We start from the raw sequence: 23,456 nt of genomic DNA, 5'->3' as shown, positions 1-23,456 counted from the left end.
GAGTTTTTTATTGGTGGCTAAAATTGCAGGGCATTCTGTGTCACTTGGGCGATCGCCTGATCGGTGGCCTTGGGCAAATGGTAGTACTTACCCCCCGCTTGCCGTGCCAATTCTTTGCCCATACCCGTGGAAACAAACTTATTCTCGGTGTCAATCACCAAGAGCTTCAGACCCAAGGCTTGAATTTTAGCGGCAATTTCCAGTACTTCCGCTTTGACATCGGGCTTGGTCTCCGGCGGAATGGTTTCGCCAAGGGAACGGCTCAGGGGGATATTGCCTCGACCATCGGTAATGGCCACAATCATCACTTGACCAATTTCACCGCTTTGTTTGGCATTCAAACCCACTCGCACCGCTTGGGTCAGACCGTGGGCAAGGGGAGAGCCACCCCCACAGGGCAGGGTTTCAAGGCGTCGCCGTGCCGCTTCAATGGATCGGGTGGGGGGTAGGAGCACCTCTGCTTGCTCGCCACGAAAGGGAATCAGCGCCACCATATCGCGGTTTTGATAGGCTTGGGTCAATAGGCGTAAAACAGCGCCCTTGGCAGAATTCATGCGGTTCAGTGCCATTGAGCCAGAGGCATCCACGACAAAAATAATCAAGGCACCCGCTTTGCGTACCAAACGTTTAATTCGCAGATCACTGTTTTCAACAATGACGCGGCGTTGGGGTTGGCGTAGGCGACGGGATTTTTGGTAGGGAGCGGCGCTGCGCAGGGTGGCATCCACAGCAATTCGACCCCCTCGGCCACGGGGCAAAATGGGGCGGATATAGCGACCGCGATCTTGGGAATAAATGAGGCTACGGCTCCCCGATTTCCCTTGGCGCTGGGTCAGTTGGGCAAAGTAGAGCACCGACTCATCCAAGACTGTGCCATCGGCCTCAAAGACAAATTCCTCAGGAATGGGTGGCGTTTCCTGCTGCTCTTCCGGTGGTGTCTCTGGTTCATCGGGTTCTTCTTCGGGGTCAGACTGCTCATTCTCCGGCGGGGGCGGCGGTGGTGGTGGGGGCGGTTGATCCGGCGGCGGTTCCAGTTGCGTGGCTCGCGACACAATCACCAGTTCAACAGCGCGGCGTAGATCTTCGGCATTCACTTCACTACGGCCATTCAGGGCAGCATGGGCTTTGGCCACCCGCACCGCAAAGAGTTCTGCTCGATGGCCTTGAACACCGCCCCGTAGGGCTTCGGTGACCAGATAGGCAATTTGCTGCCGTTGAATTTTCACTTCCTTGAGCCATTCCCGCGCCAGAATAATTTGGGTGCGCAGATCCTCTAGCTCAGCATCGTACTGCTGCAAAAAGGCTTGGGGCGAATCAGCAAATTGGGTGGCATGATCCACCGCTGCAACCCGCTCATCTAAGCCCAGAACCGTATCCGCCGATAGGGCGATCGCAAACCGATCCAGCAGATGGGGTGGTACTTCTCCCTCATCGGGATTAAAGGTGGCAATCAACAGGGGACGACAGGGGTGATCCAGACTAATCCCCTCCCGTTCAATTTGGTTGCGCCCAGCACTCAGCACGGCCATCAGGACATTGGCTAGCTGCTCATCCAAGAGATTGATTTCATCCACATAGAGCACGCCGCGGTGGGCTGCCGCCAATAGGCCGGGCTGAAAGACCGCTTCGCCCCGCTGCACCGATTGACTCACATCCACGGCTCCCAAGAGGCGATCTTCGGTGACCCCTAGGGGAATTTGCACAAAGGGGGCTGGAATCACTTTGGTGGTCAAAGCGACATCGGGATGACTTTGGCGCCAAGCCTGCAAGCGGCTATCCCAGTCTTGAGGACGTTCGGGATCGGGGTTGGCAATGATCGGTACTGGGATCTCCCCTTGATCAATGACTTCAATGGGGGGCAATAGGGCATGAATACCCCGCGCAAGGACGGATTTGGCAGTCCCCCGCCGCCCCGCAATGATCACCCCCCCCAAACCGGGATCAACGGCGGCCAACAGCAGCGCCAATTTAATAGCCTCTTGACCAATGATGGCGGTGATGGGAAAGGGGGCGATCGCGAGCGTCATTGCATCCCTGTTGAAGGTAAACAGCAGTCGTCATCATCTATCTTACCGAGGGTGGAAACCCTTTCCCGCCTCCTTGGCTAGACTGGAGTTAGAAACCCATGGAGAACTCTCTTAATGAAATACTTTGGGCAGACAGTTGCTGCTGTAACCTTGTTAATCCTGACACCTCTGTCGGCACTGGCACGCCCCCTCTCCTGTCGCTCCTATGAAAGTACCTTTGTGGCCACGGAGACCCGTAGCTATTGGGTGAATATCTGTGGGGGCGATCGCCCCGCCTACTATATGGCACGACACAAGCAGGATCCGCGCCTATCAATTCGGCTGCCCCTGCGGGATTGGAGTCCTCAAGGGTACTATTTTGAAGCCGTCAATGGTGAGTACACGTATCTATTGACCAAAACACCCCGCGGGATGTTCTTGACCGTGAATCGTGGTACCCATGAGCTGCTGCGGGAACCTGTTTTGGAGCCGTGGTAAGCAAAGGAGCCAAATTGGTTAAAATGAGTTCTTGTTAGCTGAGGCCGCCCTATGGCAGAAGAGATTTTCAATACTGCGGTAATTACGTTTACGCTGGTTCTAGTTGGGTTAGGCGCAGGGTACCTGCTGTTGCGTTTGACCCCAGACGATTAAGCAACCCAATGCCCCTAGCCGGCAAAGAGCACCAGCCACAGGGGCAAGAAAAGAATTAAGGCAAAAAGACTAGTCAAAATTAAGCTGGCGGCAAAGGCGCGGTCTAAGTGATAAACATCCGCCAAGATCAGCGTCATAAAAGCGGGGGGCATGCCTGCTTGCAGCACCATTCCGAGGCGCGGCAGCCCGGTGACCCCAATCAGAGTTAACCCTACCCCCAGCAGCAGCGGCACCAGTAGCATCTTAATCGCCAGACAGGGAATGATGCGTTCCCAGCGGAGTTTGAGGGGAGCCTCACCGAGGCAAATACCCATGTAGATCAATCCAACAATCACCATTAACCATGCCAAGGTTAAGAGTCCCTGTTGAGCGATCGTCGGTAGAGGGTACTGTCGCAACAGCAGCCCCAAGCCCACACACCAGAGGGTTGGATTGCGGCCAATGTGCCACAGCAGTTTTGCGATGGAAATGGCGCGATCGCCAAAACTCGCCGCCACGCCAATGCCAGCACTATAGGAAATGAGGAGCGTCCCCATCAGATCAAAAAACAACGCCCAACTGAAGTGCTCTTGCCCCAGCAGTCGCCAAGTAATGGGAAAGCCAATAAAACCCGTGTTGCCCACCATGGTCGCCAAGAGAAAGCTGCCCTGCTCCTGCCGCGTGTGAGCGGGATATTGCTGCAACCACAGCCACGCCAAGCTGACGCCGATCCCCATTCCTAGCCACGCCAATAGCGGAGCCAACGTACTGTGACCCGTAATCGGGGTGGTGACAATAAAACTAAATGCCGTTAGGGGCGTCCCCACCCAGAACAACCCTTGCGCCAGCCAAGCCCCCGTCGTTGGTGGCAAAAAACGGCTACTGCCATAGCCAATGCCCATGCACAGAAAGATTAATCCGTAGAGTTCAGCGAGGGTCGGCAGTAGGGTAAGGAGAATTTTCACGGGAAAAGCATACGCCTTGGGACAGGAATTCTGGCTTGACTTTGGCCAAAAAGACCAGCAGTGAAGCCGTGACCACTCCCTCCAACATAGCAAGGGGCAAATGGGCAATCCCAATCGCAGCGATCGCTAGCCATTCCCGCTGTTGATCCAAGGGTGCTGGCAGGCTCAGGAGAATCACTGCGCCAAATAAGAGAACAGCCAACAGCACAGCCCCCGCCCCAAGGATAAACCCGAGGAGCGATCGCCCCTTTGACGGACAGCGATGCCACAGCCCCCGAAAAACAGCAGCGGCAAGGAGCGCTGGAATTCCCATGATCAGCGCATTGAGACCCAAGGTCGTCAGCCCGCCATGACCAAACATCACCGCCTGTAGAAATAATCCCACCACCACGGCTATCATTGCCCCTTCCCCCAAAAGAATCCCCAGACTGCCAAGGAACATGAGATGGACACTGGCGGGGGGCAGCGGGATATAAACCGCAGAGGCGGTAAAAAAGGCAGCGGATAATAGAGCCAAACGAGGGACGATCGCTAGCGGATCTACCGTTGCCCGCTGCAAACGGCGGCAAGACCACCACAGGAGACCACCGCTACCGGCATAACCCAGTCCACACCACAGGGGCGGCACTAAACCATCGGGGATGTGCATGACTACGACTCCACTGGCAGCCGCCGCCGCGACCAAGCAAAACAAGCCGTGCCAATGGCACCCCAGAGCACTGCCAAGATCATGACCGTGATTTGTGCGGGAGTGTATTGACTCAGGGAAACCGTTCTTGGCGGTTCGGGAACGGCGGTAAGAGCAACTTCAGCCGTTGCTTGGGCATGGGTCGCTACCGGAATCGTGAGTAGGCCGCCATGTCCCCCTTGGCGTACCTGCACCTGCCACTGACCGCGGCGATCGGGGACAAACTGAAATTCCCCTTGGGCATTGGTGGTACCACTGATGACGGCCTGTTGGGGGCGATCGGGGGCAAAGACTTGTACTGTGGCCCCAGCCATTGGTTGACCACTCTCGTATTGCGCCGTAACACGAATGACCTGCTGTGGCTGGTAGCGCAACTCAACCCCATGGGCAAGGGCTTGGGGAACTATCAGTCCTAAGGTAGCCACACTCGCTAAAACAGTTTTCATGAGGAAACCTCCCGACAGTGACCTTCGCCGACATGACCCAAACTCCGCAAAGCTGTCAGCAGTGTTTGAAATTCTTGGGGGCTGAGTTTTTGCTGTAATCCTGTCCAGTCAACCGTGACTCTCTCAGGGGTAGCGATCGCGGCAAAGGGGTCAAAGCCCAACGCGTCTCGATTGATCTCGGCGGTTGCCGGTTCAGCCCCATCACCGAAAAGATGATCAAAGTGGAGCGTAATCTCTAGCTCAGCGGAACTGTTCGCTGTGACTATTCCCTTGCGTTCATCGCCAATGTAGTCACCACAAACAAAGGCCAAGGGCTGATCCAACGTAATGTCAAAGGGCACCTTGAGATCGCGCCGCTGCGCCGTGCCCACCAGTTGTAAACTGGGTGCGAGGGTCTGCCACTGCAGGGCATTGAAGTGACCCACCGCCGCCGCAGCACTGCCTACAAGGGGACGCTGATCACTCACCAAATCCACCGTCATAGGATCGCTAAACACAACCGTCACTTCACTTGCGGGGCGATCGCCCGCCTCAGGATCGAAGGGAGGATGGGTTTGGTAGGCAGTCACCGTGCCCAACGTCAAATAGACATGGTCAAACTCGAGCTTCCAGCCATCTTTGCTTGTCCATCCCGTTTGCAAGCGCTCTTCACCATTGGCATAGAGTAGGAGAGTGCCCTTTTGCGAGGCGGGCGCACAACTCGCCAGTAGCGCTGTACTTAAAATCGTGACTATCCCTAAACGTTGGTACAGATTCATTCCTTTGATCACGTCGAAAAAAGCCCCAGAAAGAGCACCCCTGTAGCCAGTGGCAAAAGCAACAAAGAGACTTTTCCTACCTTAGAAGGTGTAGCATCGGTTCTACAATCCACAGGAGGGGGATGGCCTAGCGGTATAGTGTCTTTACAGAGCGTGATGGAGCGAAAAATGAAACGGGTTTGGGGCTGGTTAGGACTTGTCCTCCTGCTGTGGGGACTGTGGACAGCGCCGAGTTGGGCGGGGTTACAAGACGATCGCTACGATGGGAATATCTTTGCCCTCTACGCCGGCAATGGCTCTTTGGTACCGCCGAAAGTCACCCTAGAGAAATCGCGTCAGAGCGATCGCGCCACATTGCTGCTGTTTTATGTGAACGATAGCCGCGACTGCAAGCAGTTTGCCTCAACCATCTCCCAATTGCAGGGGTACTATGGTCGCGTCACCGATTTCATCGCCATTGATGTCGATGCCCTACCCTTTGGGGCGCAGTTCTCCGCCAATGAAGCGGGCTACTACTACAAAGGCCGGGTGCCGCAAACCCTGATTTTCGATCGCCAAGGCCAATTGCGGCAGGAATTTATCGGTGTGGTGCCCTTTGAAACCCTCGATGACACGTTTCGGGAAGTGTTTGATTTGCTGCCGCGATCGCAATCTCTGGAACTGCGGCCGCGCCCTGTGAATGAAATCAATGTGGAACTGGTGCCCCCGACACCTGTCAAAGGGAAGAAGCTGGCCAACGAAACGGTAGAGTAATAGTGAGCTTTGCAACGAGGTACAAGATAGCGAGGTACAAGATGGAGTTACCCACCCTACAGGAACGTCTAGCAGTTGTTTTGGCGAAACGGGAGAGCCTTAAAAAGCTCTTGGAACTCCCCGGTCATGGCACCCTTACCATTGACATTGAATCCGCCCTCGCCGAACTCGATGAATTGATTAGCGACTTCAAGCGCACGTTTCCAGACCTCGACATTCCTGCCTAGGAGGTTCACGATGGTGGAGATTACCAGTCGTTGGGTCAAGGTGGTCAATGGCGATCTGCTGATTGATGCCTACTTAGCCGAGCCTGTTGCCCCCGGCCGCTATCCGGCAGTGATTGTCTTTCAGGAAATTTTTGGCGTCAATGCCCATATCCGCGATGTGACCGAACGTATTGCCCGCGAAGGCTATGTGGCGATCGCCCCCGCCATTTACCAACGCTTTGCCCCCGGCTTTGAAACGGGCTACACCGCCGCTGATATTGATTTGGGGCGGCAGTACAAAAACCAAACCAAAGCCGCGGAACTCCTTAGTGACACCCAAGCCACCATTGCCTATCTGCGCGGCCTTGAAAATGTGGATGGGGATGCCATTGGTACGATTGGCTTTTGCTTTGGCGGTCATGTGGCCTATCTGGTGGCTCAGTTACCGGACATTAAAGCCACGGCCTCATTCTATGGCGCCGGGATGACAACCATGACCCCCGGCGGTGGCCTACCCACCATTGAAATCACACCGAAAATTCGCGGCACGCTCTATGCCTTCTTTGGCGATCGCGACCAAAGTATTCCCATGGAACAGGTGAAGCAAATTGAAACGGCGCTGCGCCACCACGGCATTCGCCACCACATCTTCATCTATCCAGCGGATCATGGCTTCTTCTGCGATCAACGGGATAGCTACGATGCAGCAGCAGCACGGGATGCGTGGGAACAAGTCAAAGAACTCTTCAACACCGTCCTACGGCAGCAACAGTAATCCTATCTTTACAGAACCTTTACTTTGACGCAGCTGCAGCGGAATGGGTTCAATACAAAGGGCTATAGTAAAAGTAGATTGCGTGTTCCCCATCGCCTAAACAATGCCAAAGGCAGTTGCCAAGCTTTAATATTCTTTTAAGTCATCTTCTTTATCCCCGCTGTTGCTGTCTATGACTACTCCTACCCACAAAGTCCTGCTGAAGCAGGGATCCCTTGTTCTCAAGCAGTGCAAAAAAGCCCTTCTTGAACGAGATATGGCTGTCCTTCAGCAGCAGGCACGCATTTTACAAGTTGCAGCAGTGGCATCCCGGCAAACGCTGATTGAGGCAGAAGCGCGGCTCTTGGAGCAGGCAGCCCAGCAAAATCAACCCCGGCGAGCAGCGGAAATTCTGATGAAAATCAAAGAATGCTTGGTTGCCCTAGCGGGGGATCAGCGTGACTTTGACAGCCTGCCAGGCGTGGCAGCAGAGACTGAGGCACCCGCGAAAAAGCCCCCCTTTATCCAGCGTCCCCATGATGACAGCTACACGAAACGCTTGGGGAACTATCTGGTTGAAGCAGAATTGGTGACACCCGCACAAATTGAGGTTGCCTTAGCCGATCAGCGAGCCACAGGGGCAAGACTCGGCGATATTTTGGTAGCACGGGGATGGCTGCGCAAGGGCACCATTGAGTTCATTATGGAGCGCGTGGTCTTACCCGATCGCCGTCGTCAGGAGGCAGAAACTCCCTCTTCGCCATCAACCTCTGCCGCAGCTCAATCGCCCCGCACACCCCCCGCCCCTGGTACGTCAGTGAATGACCGGGCAACCTTCATTGATACCAGCCACTTAAATTCTCTGTAGGTTTGGTGGCAGTGGCGATCGCGTATTCTCCGAAGGTTTTGGAACGGGGCGATCGCGCCCTGCGCTGTAGTCCCTTTTTGCCCCTCTTGTTTCAGACAATGCAGCAGCGGAGTGTGGCACTCCTAGAAATTGCGGGCGAAGCGGGTCTTCAATCGGGATTCACGCGATCGCCCTTGCCTGTGCTCCTAGCAGAAGCAGAGTTGGACTGGTTGATCCGCGTCGGTTTACTGCGCCGCGAAGTGGATGGCCAAGGCCTCACCGATCGCTATCGCCTCACTCCCTTGGGGCAACAGTTGATTCAACGTTATAGCCAACCCACATGGGGGGCCTCGTGGGGCGATCGCTGGCGCAATCAACTCAGCCGCTGGTGGAGAATGTAACGGTTCTGTAACGACCTGTAACGCATCGGTGATTTTCGCTACCATGCTTTATGAGTGCCGTTAGCAAGAGCGAGACGCAGCTTTTTATGGTTAATACCGTCGCCAAACCAGAGTTTGAAGAACTGCGGCCGGGCATCAAAGCCCCCGCCAAGGAAACCATCCTCACGCCCCGCTTCTACACCACTGACTTTGAAGCGATGGCCAATATGGACATTACTGAAAACAAAGCAGAACTTCAGGCCATCCTTGAGGAATTCCGCTGCGACTACAACCGCCACCACTTTGTGCGGGATGCAGAATTTGAACAGTCTTGGGATCACATTGATGGCGAAACCCGCCAGTTATTTATTGAATTTTTGGAGCGCTCCTGCACAGCGGAATTTTCTGGCTTTCTCCTCTACAAAGAACTCAGCCGCAAGCTCAAGGATCGCAACCCCCTATTGGCGGAATGCTTTGCCCTCATGTCTCGCGATGAAGCCCGCCACGCTGGCTTCTTGAATAAAGCGATGGCCGACTTTAACCTATCGCTGGATCTCGGCTTTTTGACGCAGCACCGCAGCTACACCTACTTTGAACCAGAATTCATCTTCTACGCCACCTACCTCTCCGAGAAAATTGGTTACTGGCGCTACATTACGATCTATCGCCATCTGGAGAAGCACCCCGAACATCGCATCTACCCCATCTTCCGCTTCTTTGAGAACTGGTGCCAAGATGAAAACCGCCACGGTGACTTCTTTGACGCCGTGATGCGGGCTCAACCGCAAATGCTGGATCGGCCGCGCACCTTCTGGCAAAAGATTAAGGAAATTCCCCTGTCCCTCTCTGGTAAGAAATGGGCACGCTACTTCATGGTCTGCTGGCTGCCACCAAAACTGTGGTGCCGCTTCTTCCTGCTCTCGGTCTTTGCCACAATGTACCTCAACGATTTGCAACGGGCGAAGTTCTATGCTGCGATTGGCCTAGATGCCCGCGAGTATGATCGTGAGGTGATTGCCAAAACCAATGAAACCGCAGGCCGTGTTTTTCCGGTGATTCTCGATGTCGATCATCCAGAATTTTATCAGCGGTTAGAGCGGTGTGTCGAAAACAATGCCAAGCTGACAGAAATTAGCAAGCAAAATGGCGGTTTTCTGAAGAAACTTCCCCTCTATCTCTCGAATGTGTGGCAAATGATCAAGTTGTTCTTGATCCCGGCCAAGGCACCCACGACGGCGGCGGTGCGTTAATTTCCTCTGTGGCTTAAAAATATACTGATCTCCATGGGTTGCGTCTGCGGACGTAACCTTTTTTTCACTTTTCCTACAATTGATGTCCGTATTATTACGGAGTGTTGCGGGAGTATGAAAAGAATCTAAAAGCACTTTTGACCACTGGGGATCGCTAAAACCTGCTTCCTAAGCCTCTTTGACCCTGTGATCGCTGCAAAAGTCGCTGAGGGCAATTTCATAGGATGGAAGGTAGAGAGCCTAAAGATTTTACTTCGGAGTTGATCCCCGCGATGGACAGCCCAATTCTCACTCCCACAACTTGCCGCTTTTGCCGCTTCTATTATTCCGAAGGGCGGCGTGGTGGTACCTGTGAAAAACTGAATGTGCCGGTGCGGGGGTTTTGGCGGGCCTGTCCCTTGGCGGCAGCCATCCCTAGCCGTGAACATCAGCCAGCGATCGCGACAAGCCCATCAACCACTGCTAGGGCGGTGAGTGCGTCCGTATTTTTCTTTGAGGATGATCCCGAAGCCATTGAGTGACCTCAGCAAGGGTGGGTTGACCAGCGATCGCCCCCCGTTTTGTCGTCACGAGCGCCCCCACCACCGTGGCAAATTCTAAACAAGCAGCCTGCCATTGGGGGTCACGGTAGGTTTCCGGGCTGCCCTGTAATAATTGGGCAATCCAACCCGCAACAAAGCCATCGCCGGCACCAGTGGTATCCACAACGGGCATGGTAGGGGGGTGTAATTCCCCTTGATTTCCGTGCCACCAGTAGTGAATAGTTTGATCCCCGTCAGTAATGACCACAGCATGGTCAGGTGCCGTCCCCCAAAGGGCACGATAGACAATTTGGGGATCACTGTCAGAGAAAAATAATTCCGCCTCTTCCTTGGCCAGTTTCAGGAAATGCGCCTGTGCTAAAAAAGGACGAAGGCGTTCAGGAGCAGCACTCGCATCCCGCCAGAAGATTGGTCGCCAGTTGGCATCAATGAGAATAAAGGCACCGTTGTACCGCAGTTGCTGGACTAGATGTTCAAGGGTGGTGGCGGTGGGTTCACTGGCGAGTCCGAGGGTGCCGGTGACGAAAAATCGTGCCCCAGCTAGGAACGATGGCGAGACTTGCTGGCCATAGAACTGCATATCGGCAAAGACAGAAGTTCCCCCTGGCGCAAATCCCACAAACTGGCGATCGCCCCCCACCAATTGAACGCGCACTTGCCGCGTCGGCACCCCAGCGACCCGCTCGACCGCTTCGATATTGACGCCCAAAGCGGCTAATTCGGCACAGGCTTGCTCCCCTAAGGCATCGTCGCCCACAGCCCCCAAAAAGGCCGCACTCACCCCCAACTTCACCAAACCACAGGCCACATTGGCCGGGGCACCCCCCAGAAAACACTGCGGGGGATCAGGGGGCACTTCTAAACAGTCAAAGAGGACTTCGCCAGCACAGAGGACAGTGGGTTGGGACATCGCTAATGATTCGCTATAGGGCAATTTAGTTTTTTCTATTGATCCCTAGCCTAGCGATCGCTAGGGGAGTGTGTCAAAATGGTAGCAATTCCAAGATCGAGGGACACTGCAACCGTGTTTGTTCTCAGTGGTTACGAGTATTTTCTTGGCTTTTTGATTATCTGTGGTCTGGTACCCGTACTGGCTTTAGCTGCCTCTGCGCTATTGCGTCCCAAATCCGGGCGGATGATCCGCTTGACGACCTACGAATCGGGGATGGAACCCATTGGTGGCGCGTGGATTCAGTTCAATGTGCGCTACTACATGTTTGCCCTCGTCTTTGTCATTTTTGATGTGGAGACGGTCTTTTTATATCCTTGGGCGGTGGCTTTCCATCAGTTGGGCTTACTGGCCTTTATTGAAGCCTTGATTTTCATTGCCATTCTGGTCGTGGCTCTAGTTTATGCGTGGCGCAAACGTGCCCTCGAATGGTCTTGAGTGAGTTGATTGCCTTTAGGTTGGAGTAGCGAACATGAGTGACACCCCCGAAGCCCCCATTGTTGAAGCTGGCCCTGTATGCCGCCTTCTCCAGTCTAAAAGCCTGAGTGTGGAATCCCTCGGTACCGATGCCTCTGGTGTAGAAATCATCAAAGTGGATCGCGATCGCCTGCTGGCGGTGTGCCAAGCCCTCTATGCCGATGGCTTTAACTATTTGCAGTGCCAAGCCGCCTATGATTCGGGTCCCGGCCAAGACTTGGTGAGCACGTACCACCTGATCAAGCTCAGTGATAATGCCGATCGCCCCCCAGAGGTGCGGATTAAAGTGTTTGTCCCCCGTGAGGATCCCCGTGTCCCCTCGGTGTATTGGATTTGGAAAACCGCCGACTGGCAAGAGCGGGAATCCTACGATATGTTTGGCATTGTCTATGAGGGGCACCCCAATTTGAAGCGCATCCTTATGCCCGAGGATTGGCTGGGCTGGCCGCTGCGCAAAGACTACATCACCCCTGACTTCTACGAGTTGCAGGAAGCCTACTAAGCTCCCTTGATTCCCGCTGATGCTGCCTATTGGTACAGTTGGTCACAGGTACCCGGCCTTGGCCCGGTGTTACTCAAACGCCTCTGGCAGCACTTTGGGGATTTGAAAACTGCTTGGGAAGCGTCCGTAGAAACCTTAGGAAAAGTAGAGGGGATTGGTGCCAAACTCCAAGGGGCGATCGCCCACTATCGTCAGCAGTGCCAACCCCTAGCTCTCTACGAGCACCACTGCCAGCAAAATCCCCACCATTGGGTGCTGAGTGACCCTCGCTATCCACCACTGCTGCGCGAAATTCCCGATCCGCCGCCCTTGCTCTACTATGGCGGGACTCGCATTTTAGAAATTCTCAGTCAACCCACACCAACTGTTGCCATTGTCGGCACCCGTGATCCTTCAGAATATGCCCAGCGTTGGGCGCACAAGCTGGGGTATGCCCTTGCCCAAGCTGGGTTTATTGTTGTTTCCGGCATGGCCGCAGGCATTGATGGCGCGGCGCATCGCGGCTCTTTAGAAGCTGGAGGTGCCACACTGGCCGTTTTAGCTACGGGTGTGGATATGATCTACCCACCGGAAAATCGTTCGCTTTATTACCAGATTCGTGAACGGGGGGGATTCTTGAGCGAGTATCCTAGGGGTGTGGGTGCCGATCGCCCCCAATTTCCGCGTCGCAACCGCATCATTGCTGGTCTGTGCCGTGCGGTGATTATTGCAGAGGCTCCCTACAAATCCGGTGCCCTGATCACTGCTCGCTATGCTGCCGAGTATGGTCGTGATGTCTATGTGCTGCCGGGGCATCTCGATAACCACCGTGCCAAGGGTGCCCTGAGTCTGGTGAATCAAGGGGCACAGATTATCTTGGGAGAAGAAGCTCTCCTCGAACAATTGGGGCATACACCCCCCCTCGATCCAACCCCCTTCTCAGCCCCACCCCCAACGCTATCGCCCCCCCAGCAACAAATTCTCGAGGCGATTCAACAACTGAGCCAAGGCAGCAATAGTGTTGCCTTTGATGACATTGTGCAGCGCGTACCCTTGGAAACAGGGGTGGTGATGGCAGAACTGATGCACTTGGAGCTAACGGGTTGGGTCGAGCAGCAGCCGGGGAATCGCTATCGCAAAACTAGCCGTTAAAGTTTCATCAATAAATCTTGGAGGGTAAAATGCCAAACTCCCAGAACCTACAACATCCCCGCGAAGCCCAAGATCGGTTAGTCCTCGAGCGCCTGCGACAAGAGGGCATCAGTGATTACAACTTGGCGGAATTGGGGCGATTGCTGATTCGCTATGATGGCTTCCCCGGTGCCGAAACCAATAAGAAGTTAATGGCAGAGCTGCTAGAAAAATGGCAACTCACGGAGGAAGAACTGTTTGAGCGTACCCGTGCCATTCACGCTCGCGGCGGCGTTTACAAGCTGGGCAGCGATAAGCGGGAGGACTGGACTTAGATGTCTTTGCCGTAGAGGCGCTCAAGGGTACGAAAGTCCTTTTCCGCTTCTTGCCAAAGGAGTCGGTTATCCGGATCGGCTTTCAGCGCGCGATGCAGGTATTCCCGTGCCGCTTGGGGCTGGCGATCGCGAATGAGTTGCCTCGCCCAGCACTGATAGGTGACGGCTTGCCACTGGCGTACTTCGGCATCTTGAGGCAGCCGACTGGCCAACCCTTCCACAAGGGATATGGCACGTTGATAGCAGCGATATTTGAGAAATTCCTGAAGTTGGCGATAGCTAGCGTGCTTCAGTTCAATCTCAAAGGCAGAGAGAGGCGGCGGTGGCTGCGGTGGGCGAGATTGGGGTTCTGATTTAACAGGGGTAGGCCGAAAGGTGGGCAGTCCTCGTACTAATTTTTCATAGGCCTGTTGGAGGAGAATAAACTTCTCATGGGCAGTGCGATCGCCAGGGTTGACATCGGGATGATAGCGTCGTGCTAGCCGTCGGTAGGCGGATTTCACTTGAGCTAAGGACGCCCCTTGTGGCAACTCCAGAATGCGATAGCACTCTTCTAAATTCATTCTGCAGGGCACAACATGACGTCTGCTTTGCATTGTCGGATGTTCACTTCGGTTCTGCAACCAATGTCCTACGCTGGAATCAAGTGAAACATGCGGAGTAGCCCCAGCGTGGAGTCGGCGCACATTTTAGGGACACGGATTGATGTCACCACCTACAGCCAAGCCTGTGATCTTATAGCTGAATGGATTAATCAAGGTAAGGGGGGCTATGTGGTGGCGACCAATGTCCATGTGGTCATGACAGGGGTGTGGCGATCGCCCTTTCAACGGGTGGTGAATGGTGCCCAACTGGTGACCTCTGACGGCATGCCCTTGGTGTGGGGCTTACAGCTGTTGGGCTTTCCGCAAGCAGAGCGGGTCTATGGTCCTGATTTGATGCTGGCGTTGTGCGATCGCGCCCAAGAGGAAGGCTGGCGTATTTTCCTCTATGGCAGTGAACCCCTCGTGTTAGAGCGGCTGCAACGAAATCTGCGAGAGCGCTTTCCCAAGATGCAGTTAGTGGGTGCCTACGCGCCTCCCTTTCGTCCCTTGACCCCTGAGGAGGAGGCCAGCGATCGCCAGCGCATTCTTGATAGCGGTGCTGATCTGGTTTTTGTCAGCCTTGGCTGTCCCAAGCAAGAGGAGTGGATGGCTCGCCAAAGCCCTTTTCTGCCCATTGTCTTGGTGGGTGTGGGAGCAGCCTTTAATTTTCACAGTGGCGTTGTAGCGCAAGCGCCTCGCTGGATGATGGCGATCGGTCTGGAGTGGCTCTTTCGACTCCTGCAAGAACCCCGCCGCCTCTGGCAACGCTATCTGATAAACAACCCCGCATTTGTTGTGCTTTTTGCCGCTCAACTCCTGCGTCACTGGCTAGGCCGACGGCAAGCCAAGAGACTGTCCTAGGGTTTGCAGGGGAGAGCGTCCCACCTGTTGCTGTGCCCACCGCAGGCTTTGCTGCAATCGAGTCACCAAGGGCAGAGATTTTGCTTGGGGAGCGGTCTCAAAGTAATGGATCAAACTCAAGCCGCTCAAGCGCAACACATAGGCTGCCGTTGCCCCCTGTAAACAGCTCCCTGCCAAATAGGTGAGGGAATTGCCCTTGAGCCACTGTCCTAGGGATTGCGTACCCAGTTCCACAGCCCCCAACTGCACCATTAGCCGCAATAGCTCCTTGGCAAGGGGTTCAGCATCCGCCAAGCGAAAGGAGCGTTGGTAGATTTGACCGAGATCCCACGTGAGGCGCACCAATAGCCCCCCGGCCATGACGAGATCCAGAAGCGGAAGAGGATTCACTGCCGTTGCCGCTGCTGCCAGCCATTGGTAGCGTTCAATGATCGGGGTGGCTCGTTCTTGGCGATACTGGTTGAGGGCGGATTGCGCCTGTTGATGGAGTTGTTGGGCACGGCGATAGGTGCCGGCTAAGACCAGATTCGCTCGCTCTTGGGTGAGACAGTGCAGCACTGCGGAGGTGAGTTCTTGGGGATTGTGGGGTGTAAAGGGAATGAGTTGATCTTGTCCAATCTGGAGTTGTTGCAGTTGCTGCTGTAAATGCACTGCCACGCGATTGCAAAGCGCGCCCTTCGGGCGATCGCGCTCCTGCACCATTTCTGGATACCAGACCACAAGAACGTGATAATGGCTTGCTTGCAATACCCGCAGCATCTCAAACTCACTGGCGGTAAGGGCACCCGTTACGGTCAAAAGCACTAAGTCTGCTTGGGGCACCGTTGCCAATGTTTGCTGCTGAAACGTACAGCTATCGAGGGGTAGGGTAGCGACGGCATCGTACACCCGATTGAGAGCATAGGCCGATTGCCCGAGAACACAGACCTCAACCGTTGGGCTATCTAACCGCTGTTGGAGTTGGCTGTGGGCTGATTGTAGGGAGGCTTGGCGCTCTATCGGAAGTTCCTGCAAAAGGCTCCGCGTGTCTGCCAGTTGCTTTTCCAGTAATTGAGGATGCAGGGAAGGTTGAGGGGGAGCCACGTTTGGCGCAGCGGGCGATCGCCGCCAGTACCAATAGCCCAACCCTAGACCAAGAATCAGCAGCCATCCCCACGGATGGTCATTCACCCAGCCACTCAACAACAAAAGAATAATGGCGGCAGCAACAGCCATGTCCTTGTACCCCAAGCAAATCCTTTGTTTGTTAGCTTACCTTGACTGGTGAGCAGCACTCAAATTCCCAAGGCTCGAGGAAATGCAGCCTGAATTTTCTGTCCGCCTATGAAAGTTTCCCCACCTGCTGCGCGAGGATATGGGGGACATGTTCAAACGGAATCCTATTAAATCTGTTGCATAATCACGCGATCGCCACAGGAATTTAGACAGGGCGCGGCCTTCGATGGGTGGCTCTTGTCAATTCAGGAACGGAGGGGACTATGTTAGCAATCCTCCGATGCGCTTCACCCCTTGTGACTGCTAGGATGGGAGTTACGCTCAAATTTTCAATTTTTCAATAAGGATTTCTGACGCCAATGGATGTTATCCCCGCCATTGATTTACTTGACGGCAAATGTGTGCGCCTAGTGCAAGGGGACTATGGTAAGGTCAAGGTTTTTCATGATGATCCTCTAAAAGTTGCCCTCTACTGGCAGCGGTTGGGTGCTCCCCGCTTGCATGTCGTTGACCTAGATGCAGCCAAAACGGGCGAACCGCGAAATTATGATCTGATTGCCAAGATCGTCGCCTCCCTTGAAATTCCTGTGCAGGTGGGGGGTGGCTTGCGATCGCGCCAAGCAGTGGCTGATCTCTTTCTCCAAGGCGTCAATCGTGCCATTTTGGGTACCGTGGCTCTTGAGGATCCAGAGCTAGTGGCCAGTTTGGCCACAGAATACCCCGGACGCATTTGGGTAGGGCTGGATGCTCGCGATGGCTATGTGGCAACGCGGGGCTGGCTAGACACCTCAACGATCTTGGCCACCGATCTTGCCCAAAAAATGGCAGCAATGGGGGTAGCAGGGTTTGTTTATACCGACATTCAGCGGGATGGCACCCTCCAAGGGCCGAATATTCCAGCCCTGCGGCAGTTATTGGCGGCAACTGATCGCCCGGTCATTGCATCGGGTGGCGTGGGTTCCCTCACGGATATTCTCAGTCTCTTTGCCCTCAGTCCCCAAGGGTTATCGGGGGCGATCGTCGGTAAGGCACTTTATACCAAAGCAGTGGATTTGCGGGAAGCGGTTCGGGCGGTCGGTCAAGGTCGCTGGCAAGATATTCCGCCAGATTTGGGAAGCACGACTTGGGCATAAGTAGCCTAAGATCAAGGCGTTGTTACCTCTAAAACGGAATGTTAAAGCACCCTGCACTGCGCTCCCTTGGCAAAATTTGGCGACTACTGGATCGGGGCGATCGCTGGCAACTGATAGGCCTTGGCCTATTGATGCTAATTAGCAGCCTTTGGGAAGCCTTGGGGGTGGGTTTGGTGCTGCCCTTTATTGCTGTCGTCGAAAAACCGGAACGCTTAAATGCCCTCCTATTTTGGCGAGCGGTTCCTCTAACCACTGCAGAGCAATCCCAGTGGCTATTGATCCTCAGTGCTGCCCTAGGGCTTTTATATGTGGGCAAGAACCTGTTTATTGCCTTGAGCACCTATCTTCAGTTGGAGTTTCTGAACAGTAAGTACCGCAAGTTCTCAAGTTTATTATTGCAATCCTATCTCTACAAACCCTACACATTTCACCTGCAAAACAATACTGCTAAACTAATCCAGAATGTAAATACTGAAATAAATAATGTTTTTAATTTGTATCTCCTGCCTTTATTGGTTATTTTTTCTGAATCTCTAATTGTTTTTGCCATATTTTCAGTCATTATTTGGAGTAACCCTCTCATCTCAATCTTGGTTATTGCTCTAATCTCAACCCTATCCTTGCTTTTCTTTCAAGCCTTTCGCCATAAGCTCAAGGAAGTGGGTCAACGTCGCATTGATTATGCTCAAAAATCGATCCAAAGTATTAGTGAGAGTTTGGGCGGCATCAAAGAAGCGAAAGTCCTAGGTCGCGAGCAGCAATTCCTGAAGACCTATGCTGAAAACATGATTGAAGACCGCAAAGCAAACTTAATTTTGCAGTTTGTTCAGCAGTTGCCCCGTGCTTATTTTGAAACATTAGCCGTTCTCACAATTATTCTTATTGTTATCCTCAACTTGCTTCAGCGGGGCAACGTGGCACAAGTTCTGCCGCTAATTTCTCTATTTGCAGCTGCAGCGTTTCGTCTGTTGCCATCGGCAACTCGCTTAACCAACAACCTTAACTACGTTATTTACTATTCTGCTTCTGTCGATTTGTTGTATGACGATCTTTTAGAAGCCAGAATGTTGCAGGCTCCCTCTACCTCTGCTGCAGCAGCAGCACCAATTTTTCAGGATCGCTTAGAACTGATTGATCTGCACTACACCTATCCCAATGCCCCTCAGCCAGCCCTCTGTGGGGTTTCTCTCACAATTAAACAGGGGGAAATGGTTGGCTTTGTCGGAGCTTCAGGGGCAGGGAAAACCACAATTGTCGATTTGATTTTGGGACTCCTAGAACCTTCCCAAGGGGATATTCGGGTGGATGGTGAGAGCATTTACCGCAACCTTGCCCAATGGCAACGGCAGATTGGCTATATTCCCCAAACCATTTATCTTTCCGATGACACGCTGCGCCACAACATTGCCTTTGGCTTACCGGCAGAGGCCATTGATGAAACCGCCCTGTGGGCTGCGGTAGAGGCAGCTCAGTTAGCCACCTTTGTCCATACCCTGCCAAAAGGCCTAGACACTGTTGTCGGTGAACGGGGGGTGCGCCTTTCGGGAGGACAGCGCCAGCGAATTGGCATTGCCCGCGCCCTTTACCACAACCCCTCAGTGCTCATTATGGATGAAGCAACAGCGGCTCTTGACAATCAAACGGAAGCGGGAGTGATGGATGCGATTCAAGCCCTCAGTGGTGCAAAAACCATTATTATGATTGCCCACCGCCTCAGCACTGTCATGGCGTGCGATCGCCTGTACCTAATGGCCAATGGCCAAGTGGCGGCTGTCGGGAGCTACCAAGAACTCCTGCAAAACAGTCCAGACTTTCGAGCCATGGCGCAAGGGTATGCAGGCGCTAGCTAGCGGCTCGCTTCTACTTCCTTGAGGGTACGTGCCATTAAAACACTGTGGGTACCGCGTTCGGGTTCGCCGGAGGCTGGCTGTCGTTGCTGGTAGGTGCCATCGGGTTGCAGCTCCCACGCTTGGCGATTGTCTGCCAACATAATTTCAAGCAGCTCTTTGAGTTCCAGTTGAATGGTTGGATCTTGAATGGGGGTAATGGCTTCTACGCGGCGGTCTAAGTTGCGCGATCGCCAGTCGGCACTGCCAATGTAGTACTCTGGCTCGCCATTGTTGCCAAAGTAAAAAATCCGTGAGTGCTCCAAAAAGCGGCCAATGATACTAATCACCCGAATGCGATCGCTCACCCCCGGTACCCCCGGCCGCAGACAGCACATGCCACGAATGATCAGATCAATTTCTACCCCTGCTTGGGACGCCTCATAGAGGGCACGAATCACCTGCGTATCTGTGATCGCATTCATCTTGGCAATAATCCGCCCCGGTTGACCATTGCGGGCGTGTTCAATCTCACGGTAAATCAATTGCAGCGTGCGATCGCGCATTGTGACCGGGGCAACGAGAAGCTGGCGATAATCCCGTTGGCGGGAATAGCCCGTGAGCACATTAAAGAGTTCCGAGAGATCCGCTCCTAACTCGTCACGGCAGGAAAACAGCCCCAAGTCCTCATAGAGGCCAGCAGTTTTGGGATTGTAATTGCCTGTGCCAATGTGGACATAGCGACGAATTTGCCCCGCCTCTTGGCGCACAACCAAAACCGTTTTTGTGTGGGTCTTTAGACCCGGTACGCCATAGACCACGTGGACGCCCACTTTTTCCAGCTTCCGTGCCCAGAGGATATTGTTCTCCTCGTCAAAGCGCGCCTTCAGTTCCACCAAAACCGCCACCTGTTTGCCATTCTCTGCCGCCTTAATTAGCGCACTGACAATCGGCGAGTCACCCGATGTGCGATAGAGGGTCATCTTAATCGCCAGTACCTGTGGATCATGGGCCGCCAAGGTAATAAAGCGCTGTACTGTTGCTGCAAAGGAATGGTAGGGATGGTGAACGATAATGTCCCCCTCGCGAATGAGACTGAAGAGTTCATTGGCCACGGCTTCCCAATAGTCAGTGCCGAGGGTGGTAATTTCGCTGCTGGTGTCAAACATCGATTCCCGTTCCTCTACCCGCTGGAAACTGGAGGGAACTTGGGGTTGCCACTCCGGATCCTTGAACTGGGGCAAGGGCAATCCCATAAAGGCAAACAAATCATTCAAGCACAACAGACCATCGAGTTCATAGACATCAATCTCCTCGAGATCCATCTCTTCCATCAGGGTTTGCCTCAGCAGGGGCGGAATACCGCGCTGCACCTCTAGGCGCACCACCGAGCCAAAGCGACGCTTGCGAATTTCCTGTTCAATGGCAATCAGTAAATCATCCGCCTTGTCCGTTTCTAGTTCGAGGTCAGCACTACGGGTAATGCGAAAGGCAAAGTAGGCCTGAATCTCCATCCCCGGAAAGAGGGCACTGAGGTTGTGGGCAATAATTTCTTCGAGGGGAACGCCTAGCCAATGGGCACCTTGGGGCGAGTGCAAATGTTGGGGCAGGGCAACAAAGCGCGGAAACCGATTCGGTACCTTTACCCGTGCCAGTCGCTCTTGGCCAGATTCGGGATCACGGATCAGAACCGCAAGGTTGAGGCTGAGGCTAGAAATGTAGGGAAAGGGGTGCGCCGGATCGACTGCTAAGGGGGTGAGCACCGGAAAAACTTGCGCTTGGAAGTAGTCGTTGAGGTAGGCCTGCTGCTCAGGGGTCAACTCATTAAAGCGGGTGAGAAAAATCGCTTCCTTGGCCAAGAGAGCACGCAATTCTTGGTCGAAATAGCGGTGTTGCTCCGTAACGATTGGTAGCAGATATTGCCGCACTGCTTGTAATTGCTCCGCTGGGGGCATGCCATCGGCTCCCCCTTGAACAATGCCACTTTCCACTTGCTGCTTCAAGCCCGCCACCCGCACCATGAAAAATTCATCTAAGTTGGAACTGAAAATGGCCATAAATTTCAGCCGCTCTAGGAGCGGTGTGCGGGGGTCATAGGCCTCGTGGAGTACCCGCTTATTAAATTCCAGCCAACTGAGGGAGCGGTTGAAGTAGTACTGCGGATCATGCAGATCAATGGGTTCGGGAGTTTTACGGCGAGGGGACTTCGCGGGGGGCATGGCCGTTTGTTCTTGTTCATTGGTCACACTAACTTCCACTGTACTCGATTCCCCTTTAGCAGCGTTGGTACCGATTCCAGAGCGTACAATGAGAAGGTTAAGGTTTGCTAATCGTGGAGAGTTTCTACCAATATGGCCGACGTGGGGGCAACGGGAGCCGAAATTCGGGCAACACGGATTGAGAAAGCCAAAACACTGCAAGCACAGGGCATGAACCCCTATGCCTATCGTTGGGAGCGCACCCATACTGCAGCAGTTCTGCAAGAAAAATATGCTCACTTGGCCGCTGGCGAAGCGGTGGGCGATCGCGTCAGTGTCGCCGGTCGGATTATGGCGCGGCGCGTCTTTGGCAAGCTGGCCTTTTTTACACTTCAGGACGACAGCGGCACAATTCAGCTTTACCTCGATAAGCAAACCATTAGCCAAGGCATGGGGGAAGCCGCCTTTGCCGATTTGAAACACCTGACGGATGTCGGCGATATCCTTGGCGCTGTGGGCACCCTCAAGCGCACAGAAAAGGGTGAACTCTCGGTTGTGGTGGAATCCTACACCATGCTCACGAAGTCATTGCTGCCTCTGCCGGACAAGTGGCACGGCCTCACCGATGTCGAAAAACGCTATCGCCAGCGCTATGTGGATCTCATTGTCAACCCCCACGTCCGCGATACCTTCCGCAAGCGGGCGCTGATTACTGCCGCCATTCGTCGCTACCTCAATGAGCAGGGCTTTATTGAAATTGAAACGCCGGTGCTACAGACGGAAGCCGGGGGAGCCGAGGCGCGTCCTTTCATTACCTATCACAACACGCTGGAGATGCAGCTTTATTTGCGCATTGCCACAGAACTGCACCTGAAGCGCCTGATTGTCGGTGGCTTTGAGAAGGTCTATGAACTGGGGCGCATCTTTCGCAATGAGGGCATCTCAACCAAGCACAACCCTGAATTTACGTCCATTGAGGTCTATCAGGCCTACGCCGACTACAACGATATGATGACGCTGACGGAGGCAATCATCACCACAGCAGCGATGGAGGTGTTGGGTACGCTCAAGATGACTTATCAAGGGGAAACGATTGATCTGACGCCCCCATGGCGACGGGTGACCATGCACGATGCAGTGTTGCAAGCCACTGGGATTGATTTTCGCCAATTGTGCGATCTAGCAGCGGCGAAGAAAGCAGCCCAAAAAGCAGGGGTAAAAGACTTAGACGCCTGTGACACGATTGGCCGAGTGCTTAACGAAGTGTTTGAGCAGACTGTTGAACCGACATTGATTCAACCCACCTTTGTTCTTGACTATCCTGTGGAGATTTCCCCCTTGGCCAAGCCCCACCGCAGCCAACCGGAACTGGTGGAGCGATTTGAATTATTTATCGTTGGTCGCGAACACGCCAATAGTTTTTCGGAGTTAACGGATCCATTGGATCAACGGCAACGCTTGGAGGAACAGGCACGGCGCAAAGCGGCTGGGGATTTGGAAGCCCACAGTGTTGATGAAGATTTCCTCACAGCTCTAGAGCATGGAATGCCACCCACAGGAGGCCTAGGGATTGGTATTGACCGCTTGGTGATGTTGCTGACGGATTCGCCCAGTATTCGTGATGTGATTGCTTTCCCGCTGTTGCGTCCGGAATCGGCAAGTGGTCAAGTTTGATCCGTTTGCTAAAATCTTAAGCATATTTGCTGAATTCCTGATACTGAATGTCCACTGAATGGAGGCATGGCCAACAATGTCAGTGCAAACCATTGAAAAACCAGCAACCGTTCGCAAGTTGGCGCCCCGCTATCGTGTGCTCCTTCACAATGACAATGTCAATTCCATGGAGTATGTGGTGGAGGTATTGCTGAAGACTGTGCCGAGCCTCACCCAACCCCAAGCCGTGGATATCATGATGGAGGCGCACATGACGGGGGTGGCCTTGGTGATCACCTGTGCCCTTGAGCATGCTGAATTTTATTGTGAAGGCCTGAAAATGGCAGGGCTGACGAGTACCATTGAACCGACTGAATAAGCCACTTTT

At 53.9% G+C, this 23,456-nt stretch carries 27 protein-coding genes; 18 read left to right on the top strand and 9 right to left on the bottom strand.

Features of this window, described 5'->3' with window-relative positions:
* Positions 1–17 precede the first annotated feature (17 nt).
* Complete coding sequence (bchD, locus tag M0646_RS09040; protein ID WP_286649555.1) at positions 18–2,027, bottom strand: magnesium chelatase ATPase subunit D; 2,010 nt, start codon at positions 2,025–2,027, stop codon at positions 18–20.
* 114 nt (positions 2,028–2,141) lie between these two features.
* Between bchD and M0646_RS09035 the strand changes: the two genes are divergently transcribed.
* Positions 2,142–2,504, top strand: a complete 363-nt coding sequence (locus tag M0646_RS09035) for a hypothetical protein (RefSeq protein ID WP_149820106.1) — start codon at positions 2,142–2,144, stop codon at positions 2,502–2,504.
* Between the two features lie 51 nt (positions 2,505–2,555).
* Entirely contained in the window at positions 2,556–2,657 is a 102-nt protein-coding gene (gene petM / locus M0646_RS13140) for a cytochrome b6-f complex subunit PetM (RefSeq protein ID WP_011057256.1), read from the top strand.
* 14 nt (positions 2,658–2,671) lie between these two features.
* Here petM and M0646_RS09030 read toward each other — a convergent pair whose 3' ends face one another.
* From M0646_RS09030 to M0646_RS09015, 4 genes are read right to left on the bottom strand one after another with little or no spacing between them, the layout of a single operon-like run.
* Positions 2,672–3,601 (bottom strand): AEC family transporter, encoded by a 930-nt coding sequence (locus M0646_RS09030; RefSeq protein ID WP_286625421.1) that lies wholly within the window; start codon positions 3,599–3,601, stop codon positions 2,672–2,674.
* A complete protein-coding gene (gene cbiM, locus M0646_RS09025) occupies positions 3,564–4,295 on the bottom strand; it encodes a cobalt transporter CbiM (protein ID WP_226971935.1) in 732 nt (243 codons plus the stop codon). Before cbiM ends, M0646_RS09030 begins: the two co-directional genes overlap by 38 nt.
* Entirely contained in the window at positions 4,253–4,735 is a 483-nt protein-coding gene (locus M0646_RS09020) for a carboxypeptidase-like regulatory domain-containing protein (RefSeq protein WP_286625419.1), read from the bottom strand. Before M0646_RS09020 ends, cbiM begins: the two co-directional genes overlap by 43 nt.
* Positions 4,732–5,493 carry a DUF4382 domain-containing protein gene (locus M0646_RS09015; protein ID WP_286625418.1) on the bottom strand — a complete coding sequence of 254 codons (762 nt, stop codon included), beginning with the start codon at positions 5,491–5,493 and terminating at the stop codon, positions 4,732–4,734. The genes M0646_RS09020 and M0646_RS09015 overlap by 4 nt, the downstream gene beginning before the upstream one ends.
* Before the next feature lie 168 nt (positions 5,494–5,661).
* Here M0646_RS09015 and M0646_RS09010 point away from each other — a divergent pair, with 168 nt between their 5' ends.
* From M0646_RS09010 to M0646_RS08980, 7 genes are all read left to right on the top strand, one after another.
* On the top strand, positions 5,662–6,246 hold the full coding sequence (locus tag M0646_RS09010) for a thylakoid membrane photosystem I accumulation factor (protein WP_286649554.1): 585 nt from the start codon (positions 5,662–5,664) through the stop codon (positions 6,244–6,246).
* Between the two features lie 41 nt (positions 6,247–6,287).
* Positions 6,288–6,473 carry a hypothetical protein gene (locus M0646_RS09005; RefSeq protein WP_149820101.1) on the top strand — a complete coding sequence of 62 codons (186 nt, stop codon included), beginning with the start codon at positions 6,288–6,290 and terminating at the stop codon, positions 6,471–6,473.
* Between the two features lie 10 nt (positions 6,474–6,483).
* Positions 6,484–7,227: a dienelactone hydrolase family protein gene (locus M0646_RS09000; RefSeq protein ID WP_149820099.1), complete on the top strand. Its 744-nt coding sequence runs from the start codon at positions 6,484–6,486 to the stop codon at positions 7,225–7,227.
* Between the two features lie 172 nt (positions 7,228–7,399).
* The gene (locus tag M0646_RS08995) at positions 7,400–8,074 is read left to right on the top strand and encodes a hypothetical protein (RefSeq protein WP_149820097.1); all 675 of its coding nucleotides are present in this window, start codon (positions 7,400–7,402) and stop codon (positions 8,072–8,074) included.
* 11 nt (positions 8,075–8,085) lie between these two features.
* Positions 8,086–8,454, top strand: a complete 369-nt coding sequence (locus M0646_RS08990) for an Npun_F0494 family protein (RefSeq protein WP_286649553.1) — start codon at positions 8,086–8,088, stop codon at positions 8,452–8,454.
* 86 nt (positions 8,455–8,540) lie between these two features.
* Complete coding sequence (gene acsF, locus M0646_RS08985; RefSeq protein WP_149820092.1) at positions 8,541–9,683, top strand: magnesium-protoporphyrin IX monomethyl ester (oxidative) cyclase; 1,143 nt, start codon at positions 8,541–8,543, stop codon at positions 9,681–9,683.
* 272 nt (positions 9,684–9,955) lie between these two features.
* Positions 9,956–10,204, top strand: a complete 249-nt coding sequence (locus tag M0646_RS08980; protein WP_190278043.1) for a hypothetical protein — start codon at positions 9,956–9,958, stop codon at positions 10,202–10,204.
* Here M0646_RS08980 and M0646_RS08975 read toward each other — a convergent pair.
* Positions 10,146–11,135 carry a carbohydrate kinase gene (locus M0646_RS08975; protein WP_286649552.1) on the bottom strand — a complete coding sequence of 330 codons (990 nt, stop codon included), beginning with the start codon at positions 11,133–11,135 and terminating at the stop codon, positions 10,146–10,148. The genes M0646_RS08980 and M0646_RS08975 overlap by 59 nt on opposite strands.
* A gap of 114 nt (positions 11,136–11,249) precedes the next feature.
* Here M0646_RS08975 and ndhC point away from each other — a divergent pair, with 114 nt between their 5' ends.
* From ndhC to M0646_RS08955, 4 genes are read left to right on the top strand one after another with little or no spacing between them, the layout of a single operon-like run.
* Positions 11,250–11,612 (top strand): photosynthetic/respiratory NAD(P)H-quinone oxidoreductase subunit C, encoded by a 363-nt coding sequence (ndhC, locus tag M0646_RS08970; RefSeq protein ID WP_149820086.1) that lies wholly within the window; start codon positions 11,250–11,252, stop codon positions 11,610–11,612.
* Between the two features lie 34 nt (positions 11,613–11,646).
* Positions 11,647–12,153: an NAD(P)H-quinone oxidoreductase subunit J gene (locus M0646_RS08965; protein ID WP_149820084.1), complete on the top strand. Its 507-nt coding sequence runs from the start codon at positions 11,647–11,649 to the stop codon at positions 12,151–12,153.
* A 6-nt stretch (positions 12,154–12,159) separates the two neighbouring features.
* The gene (gene dprA / locus M0646_RS08960) at positions 12,160–13,284 is read left to right on the top strand and encodes a DNA-processing protein DprA (protein WP_399374805.1); all 1,125 of its coding nucleotides are present in this window, start codon (positions 12,160–12,162) and stop codon (positions 13,282–13,284) included.
* A 29-nt stretch (positions 13,285–13,313) separates the two neighbouring features.
* Positions 13,314–13,598: a DUF3288 family protein gene (locus M0646_RS08955; protein ID WP_286649551.1), complete on the top strand. Its 285-nt coding sequence runs from the start codon at positions 13,314–13,316 to the stop codon at positions 13,596–13,598.
* Here the strand turns inward: M0646_RS08955 and M0646_RS08950 are convergent.
* Positions 13,595–14,161 carry a J domain-containing protein gene (locus tag M0646_RS08950; RefSeq protein ID WP_286649550.1) on the bottom strand — a complete coding sequence of 189 codons (567 nt, stop codon included), beginning with the start codon at positions 14,159–14,161 and terminating at the stop codon, positions 13,595–13,597. The two genes, M0646_RS08955 and M0646_RS08950, sit on opposite strands and share 4 nt — an antisense overlap.
* A gap of 108 nt (positions 14,162–14,269) precedes the next feature.
* On the opposite strand from M0646_RS08950, the gene M0646_RS08945 reads away from it, so the two are divergent.
* Positions 14,270–15,043, top strand: a complete 774-nt coding sequence (locus M0646_RS08945) for a WecB/TagA/CpsF family glycosyltransferase (protein ID WP_286625409.1) — start codon at positions 14,270–14,272, stop codon at positions 15,041–15,043.
* On the opposite strand, the gene M0646_RS08940 is transcribed toward M0646_RS08945, so the two are convergent.
* Entirely contained in the window at positions 15,011–16,258 is a 1,248-nt protein-coding gene (locus M0646_RS08940; protein WP_286625408.1) for a YcjF family protein, read from the bottom strand. The genes M0646_RS08945 and M0646_RS08940 overlap by 33 nt on opposite strands.
* 359 nt (positions 16,259–16,617) lie before the next feature.
* Here M0646_RS08940 and hisA point away from each other — a divergent pair, with 359 nt between their 5' ends.
* Positions 16,618–17,391 (top strand): 1-(5-phosphoribosyl)-5-[(5-phosphoribosylamino)methylideneamino]imidazole-4-carboxamide isomerase, encoded by a 774-nt coding sequence (gene hisA, locus M0646_RS08935; RefSeq protein WP_286625407.1) that lies wholly within the window; start codon positions 16,618–16,620, stop codon positions 17,389–17,391.
* 38 nt (positions 17,392–17,429) lie between these two features.
* Positions 17,430–19,241, top strand: a complete 1,812-nt coding sequence (locus M0646_RS08930) for an ABC transporter ATP-binding protein (protein ID WP_286625406.1) — start codon at positions 17,430–17,432, stop codon at positions 19,239–19,241.
* Here M0646_RS08930 and ppk1 read toward each other — a convergent pair.
* Positions 19,238–21,436 carry a polyphosphate kinase 1 gene (gene ppk1, locus M0646_RS08925; RefSeq protein WP_286627179.1) on the bottom strand — a complete coding sequence of 733 codons (2,199 nt, stop codon included), beginning with the start codon at positions 21,434–21,436 and terminating at the stop codon, positions 19,238–19,240. The two genes, M0646_RS08930 and ppk1, sit on opposite strands and share 4 nt — an antisense overlap.
* Before the next feature lie 132 nt (positions 21,437–21,568).
* Between ppk1 and lysS the strand changes: the two genes are divergently transcribed.
* Both lysS and clpS read left to right on the top strand, forming a co-directional pair.
* Positions 21,569–23,089 carry a lysine--tRNA ligase gene (gene lysS, locus M0646_RS08920; protein WP_286625405.1) on the top strand — a complete coding sequence of 507 codons (1,521 nt, stop codon included), beginning with the start codon at positions 21,569–21,571 and terminating at the stop codon, positions 23,087–23,089.
* Positions 23,090–23,165: 76 nt separating this feature from the next.
* Entirely contained in the window at positions 23,166–23,447 is a 282-nt protein-coding gene (gene clpS, locus M0646_RS08915) for an ATP-dependent Clp protease adapter ClpS (protein ID WP_149820068.1), read from the top strand.
* Positions 23,448–23,456 lie beyond the last annotated feature (9 nt).

It is taken from the genome of Thermosynechococcus sp. B3, from assembly GCF_030323045.1.
Taxonomy (GTDB): Bacteria; Cyanobacteriota; Cyanobacteriia; order Thermosynechococcales; family Thermosynechococcaceae; genus Thermosynechococcus.
Note: the sequence above shows the minus strand (reverse complement) of the source record. Positions and strands in the feature narration are given on the sequence as shown.

What these genes read in the sequence shown, in the direction of transcription:
- bchD (WP_286649555.1), bottom strand. Translation starts at nt 2,027, where the DNA reads ATGACGCTCGCGATCGCCCCCTTTCCCATCACCGCCATCATTGGTCAA.
- M0646_RS09035 (WP_149820106.1), top strand. Translation starts at nt 2,142, where the DNA reads ATGAAATACTTTGGGCAGACAGTTGCTGCTGTAACCTTGTTAATCCTG.
- petM (WP_011057256.1), top strand. Translation starts at nt 2,556, where the DNA reads ATGGCAGAAGAGATTTTCAATACTGCGGTAATTACGTTTACGCTGGTT.
- M0646_RS09020 (WP_286625419.1), bottom strand. Translation starts at nt 4,735, where the DNA reads ATGAAAACTGTTTTAGCGAGTGTGGCTACCTTAGGACTGATAGTTCCC.
- M0646_RS09015 (WP_286625418.1), bottom strand. Translation starts at nt 5,493, where the DNA reads ATGAATCTGTACCAACGTTTAGGGATAGTCACGATTTTAAGTACAGCG.
- M0646_RS09010 (WP_286649554.1), top strand. Translation starts at nt 5,662, where the DNA reads ATGAAACGGGTTTGGGGCTGGTTAGGACTTGTCCTCCTGCTGTGGGGA.
- M0646_RS09005 (WP_149820101.1), top strand. Translation starts at nt 6,288, where the DNA reads ATGGAGTTACCCACCCTACAGGAACGTCTAGCAGTTGTTTTGGCGAAA.
- M0646_RS09000 (WP_149820099.1), top strand. Translation starts at nt 6,484, where the DNA reads ATGGTGGAGATTACCAGTCGTTGGGTCAAGGTGGTCAATGGCGATCTG.
- M0646_RS08995 (WP_149820097.1), top strand. Translation starts at nt 7,400, where the DNA reads ATGACTACTCCTACCCACAAAGTCCTGCTGAAGCAGGGATCCCTTGTT.
- acsF (WP_149820092.1), top strand. Translation starts at nt 8,541, where the DNA reads ATGGTTAATACCGTCGCCAAACCAGAGTTTGAAGAACTGCGGCCGGGC.
- M0646_RS08980 (WP_190278043.1), top strand. Translation starts at nt 9,956, where the DNA reads ATGGACAGCCCAATTCTCACTCCCACAACTTGCCGCTTTTGCCGCTTC.
- M0646_RS08975 (WP_286649552.1), bottom strand. Translation starts at nt 11,135, where the DNA reads ATGTCCCAACCCACTGTCCTCTGTGCTGGCGAAGTCCTCTTTGACTGT.
- M0646_RS08965 (WP_149820084.1), top strand. Translation starts at nt 11,647, where the DNA reads ATGAGTGACACCCCCGAAGCCCCCATTGTTGAAGCTGGCCCTGTATGC.
- M0646_RS08955 (WP_286649551.1), top strand. Translation starts at nt 13,314, where the DNA reads ATGCCAAACTCCCAGAACCTACAACATCCCCGCGAAGCCCAAGATCGG.
- M0646_RS08950 (WP_286649550.1), bottom strand. Translation starts at nt 14,161, where the DNA reads ATGAATTTAGAAGAGTGCTATCGCATTCTGGAGTTGCCACAAGGGGCG.
- M0646_RS08940 (WP_286625408.1), bottom strand. Translation starts at nt 16,258, where the DNA reads ATGGCTGTTGCTGCCGCCATTATTCTTTTGTTGTTGAGTGGCTGGGTG.
- hisA (WP_286625407.1), top strand. Translation starts at nt 16,618, where the DNA reads ATGGATGTTATCCCCGCCATTGATTTACTTGACGGCAAATGTGTGCGC.
- M0646_RS08930 (WP_286625406.1), top strand. Translation starts at nt 17,430, where the DNA reads ATGTTAAAGCACCCTGCACTGCGCTCCCTTGGCAAAATTTGGCGACTA.
- ppk1 (WP_286627179.1), bottom strand. Translation starts at nt 21,436, where the DNA reads ATGCCCCCCGCGAAGTCCCCTCGCCGTAAAACTCCCGAACCCATTGAT.
- lysS (WP_286625405.1), top strand. Translation starts at nt 21,569, where the DNA reads ATGGCCGACGTGGGGGCAACGGGAGCCGAAATTCGGGCAACACGGATT.
- clpS (WP_149820068.1), top strand. Translation starts at nt 23,166, where the DNA reads ATGTCAGTGCAAACCATTGAAAAACCAGCAACCGTTCGCAAGTTGGCG.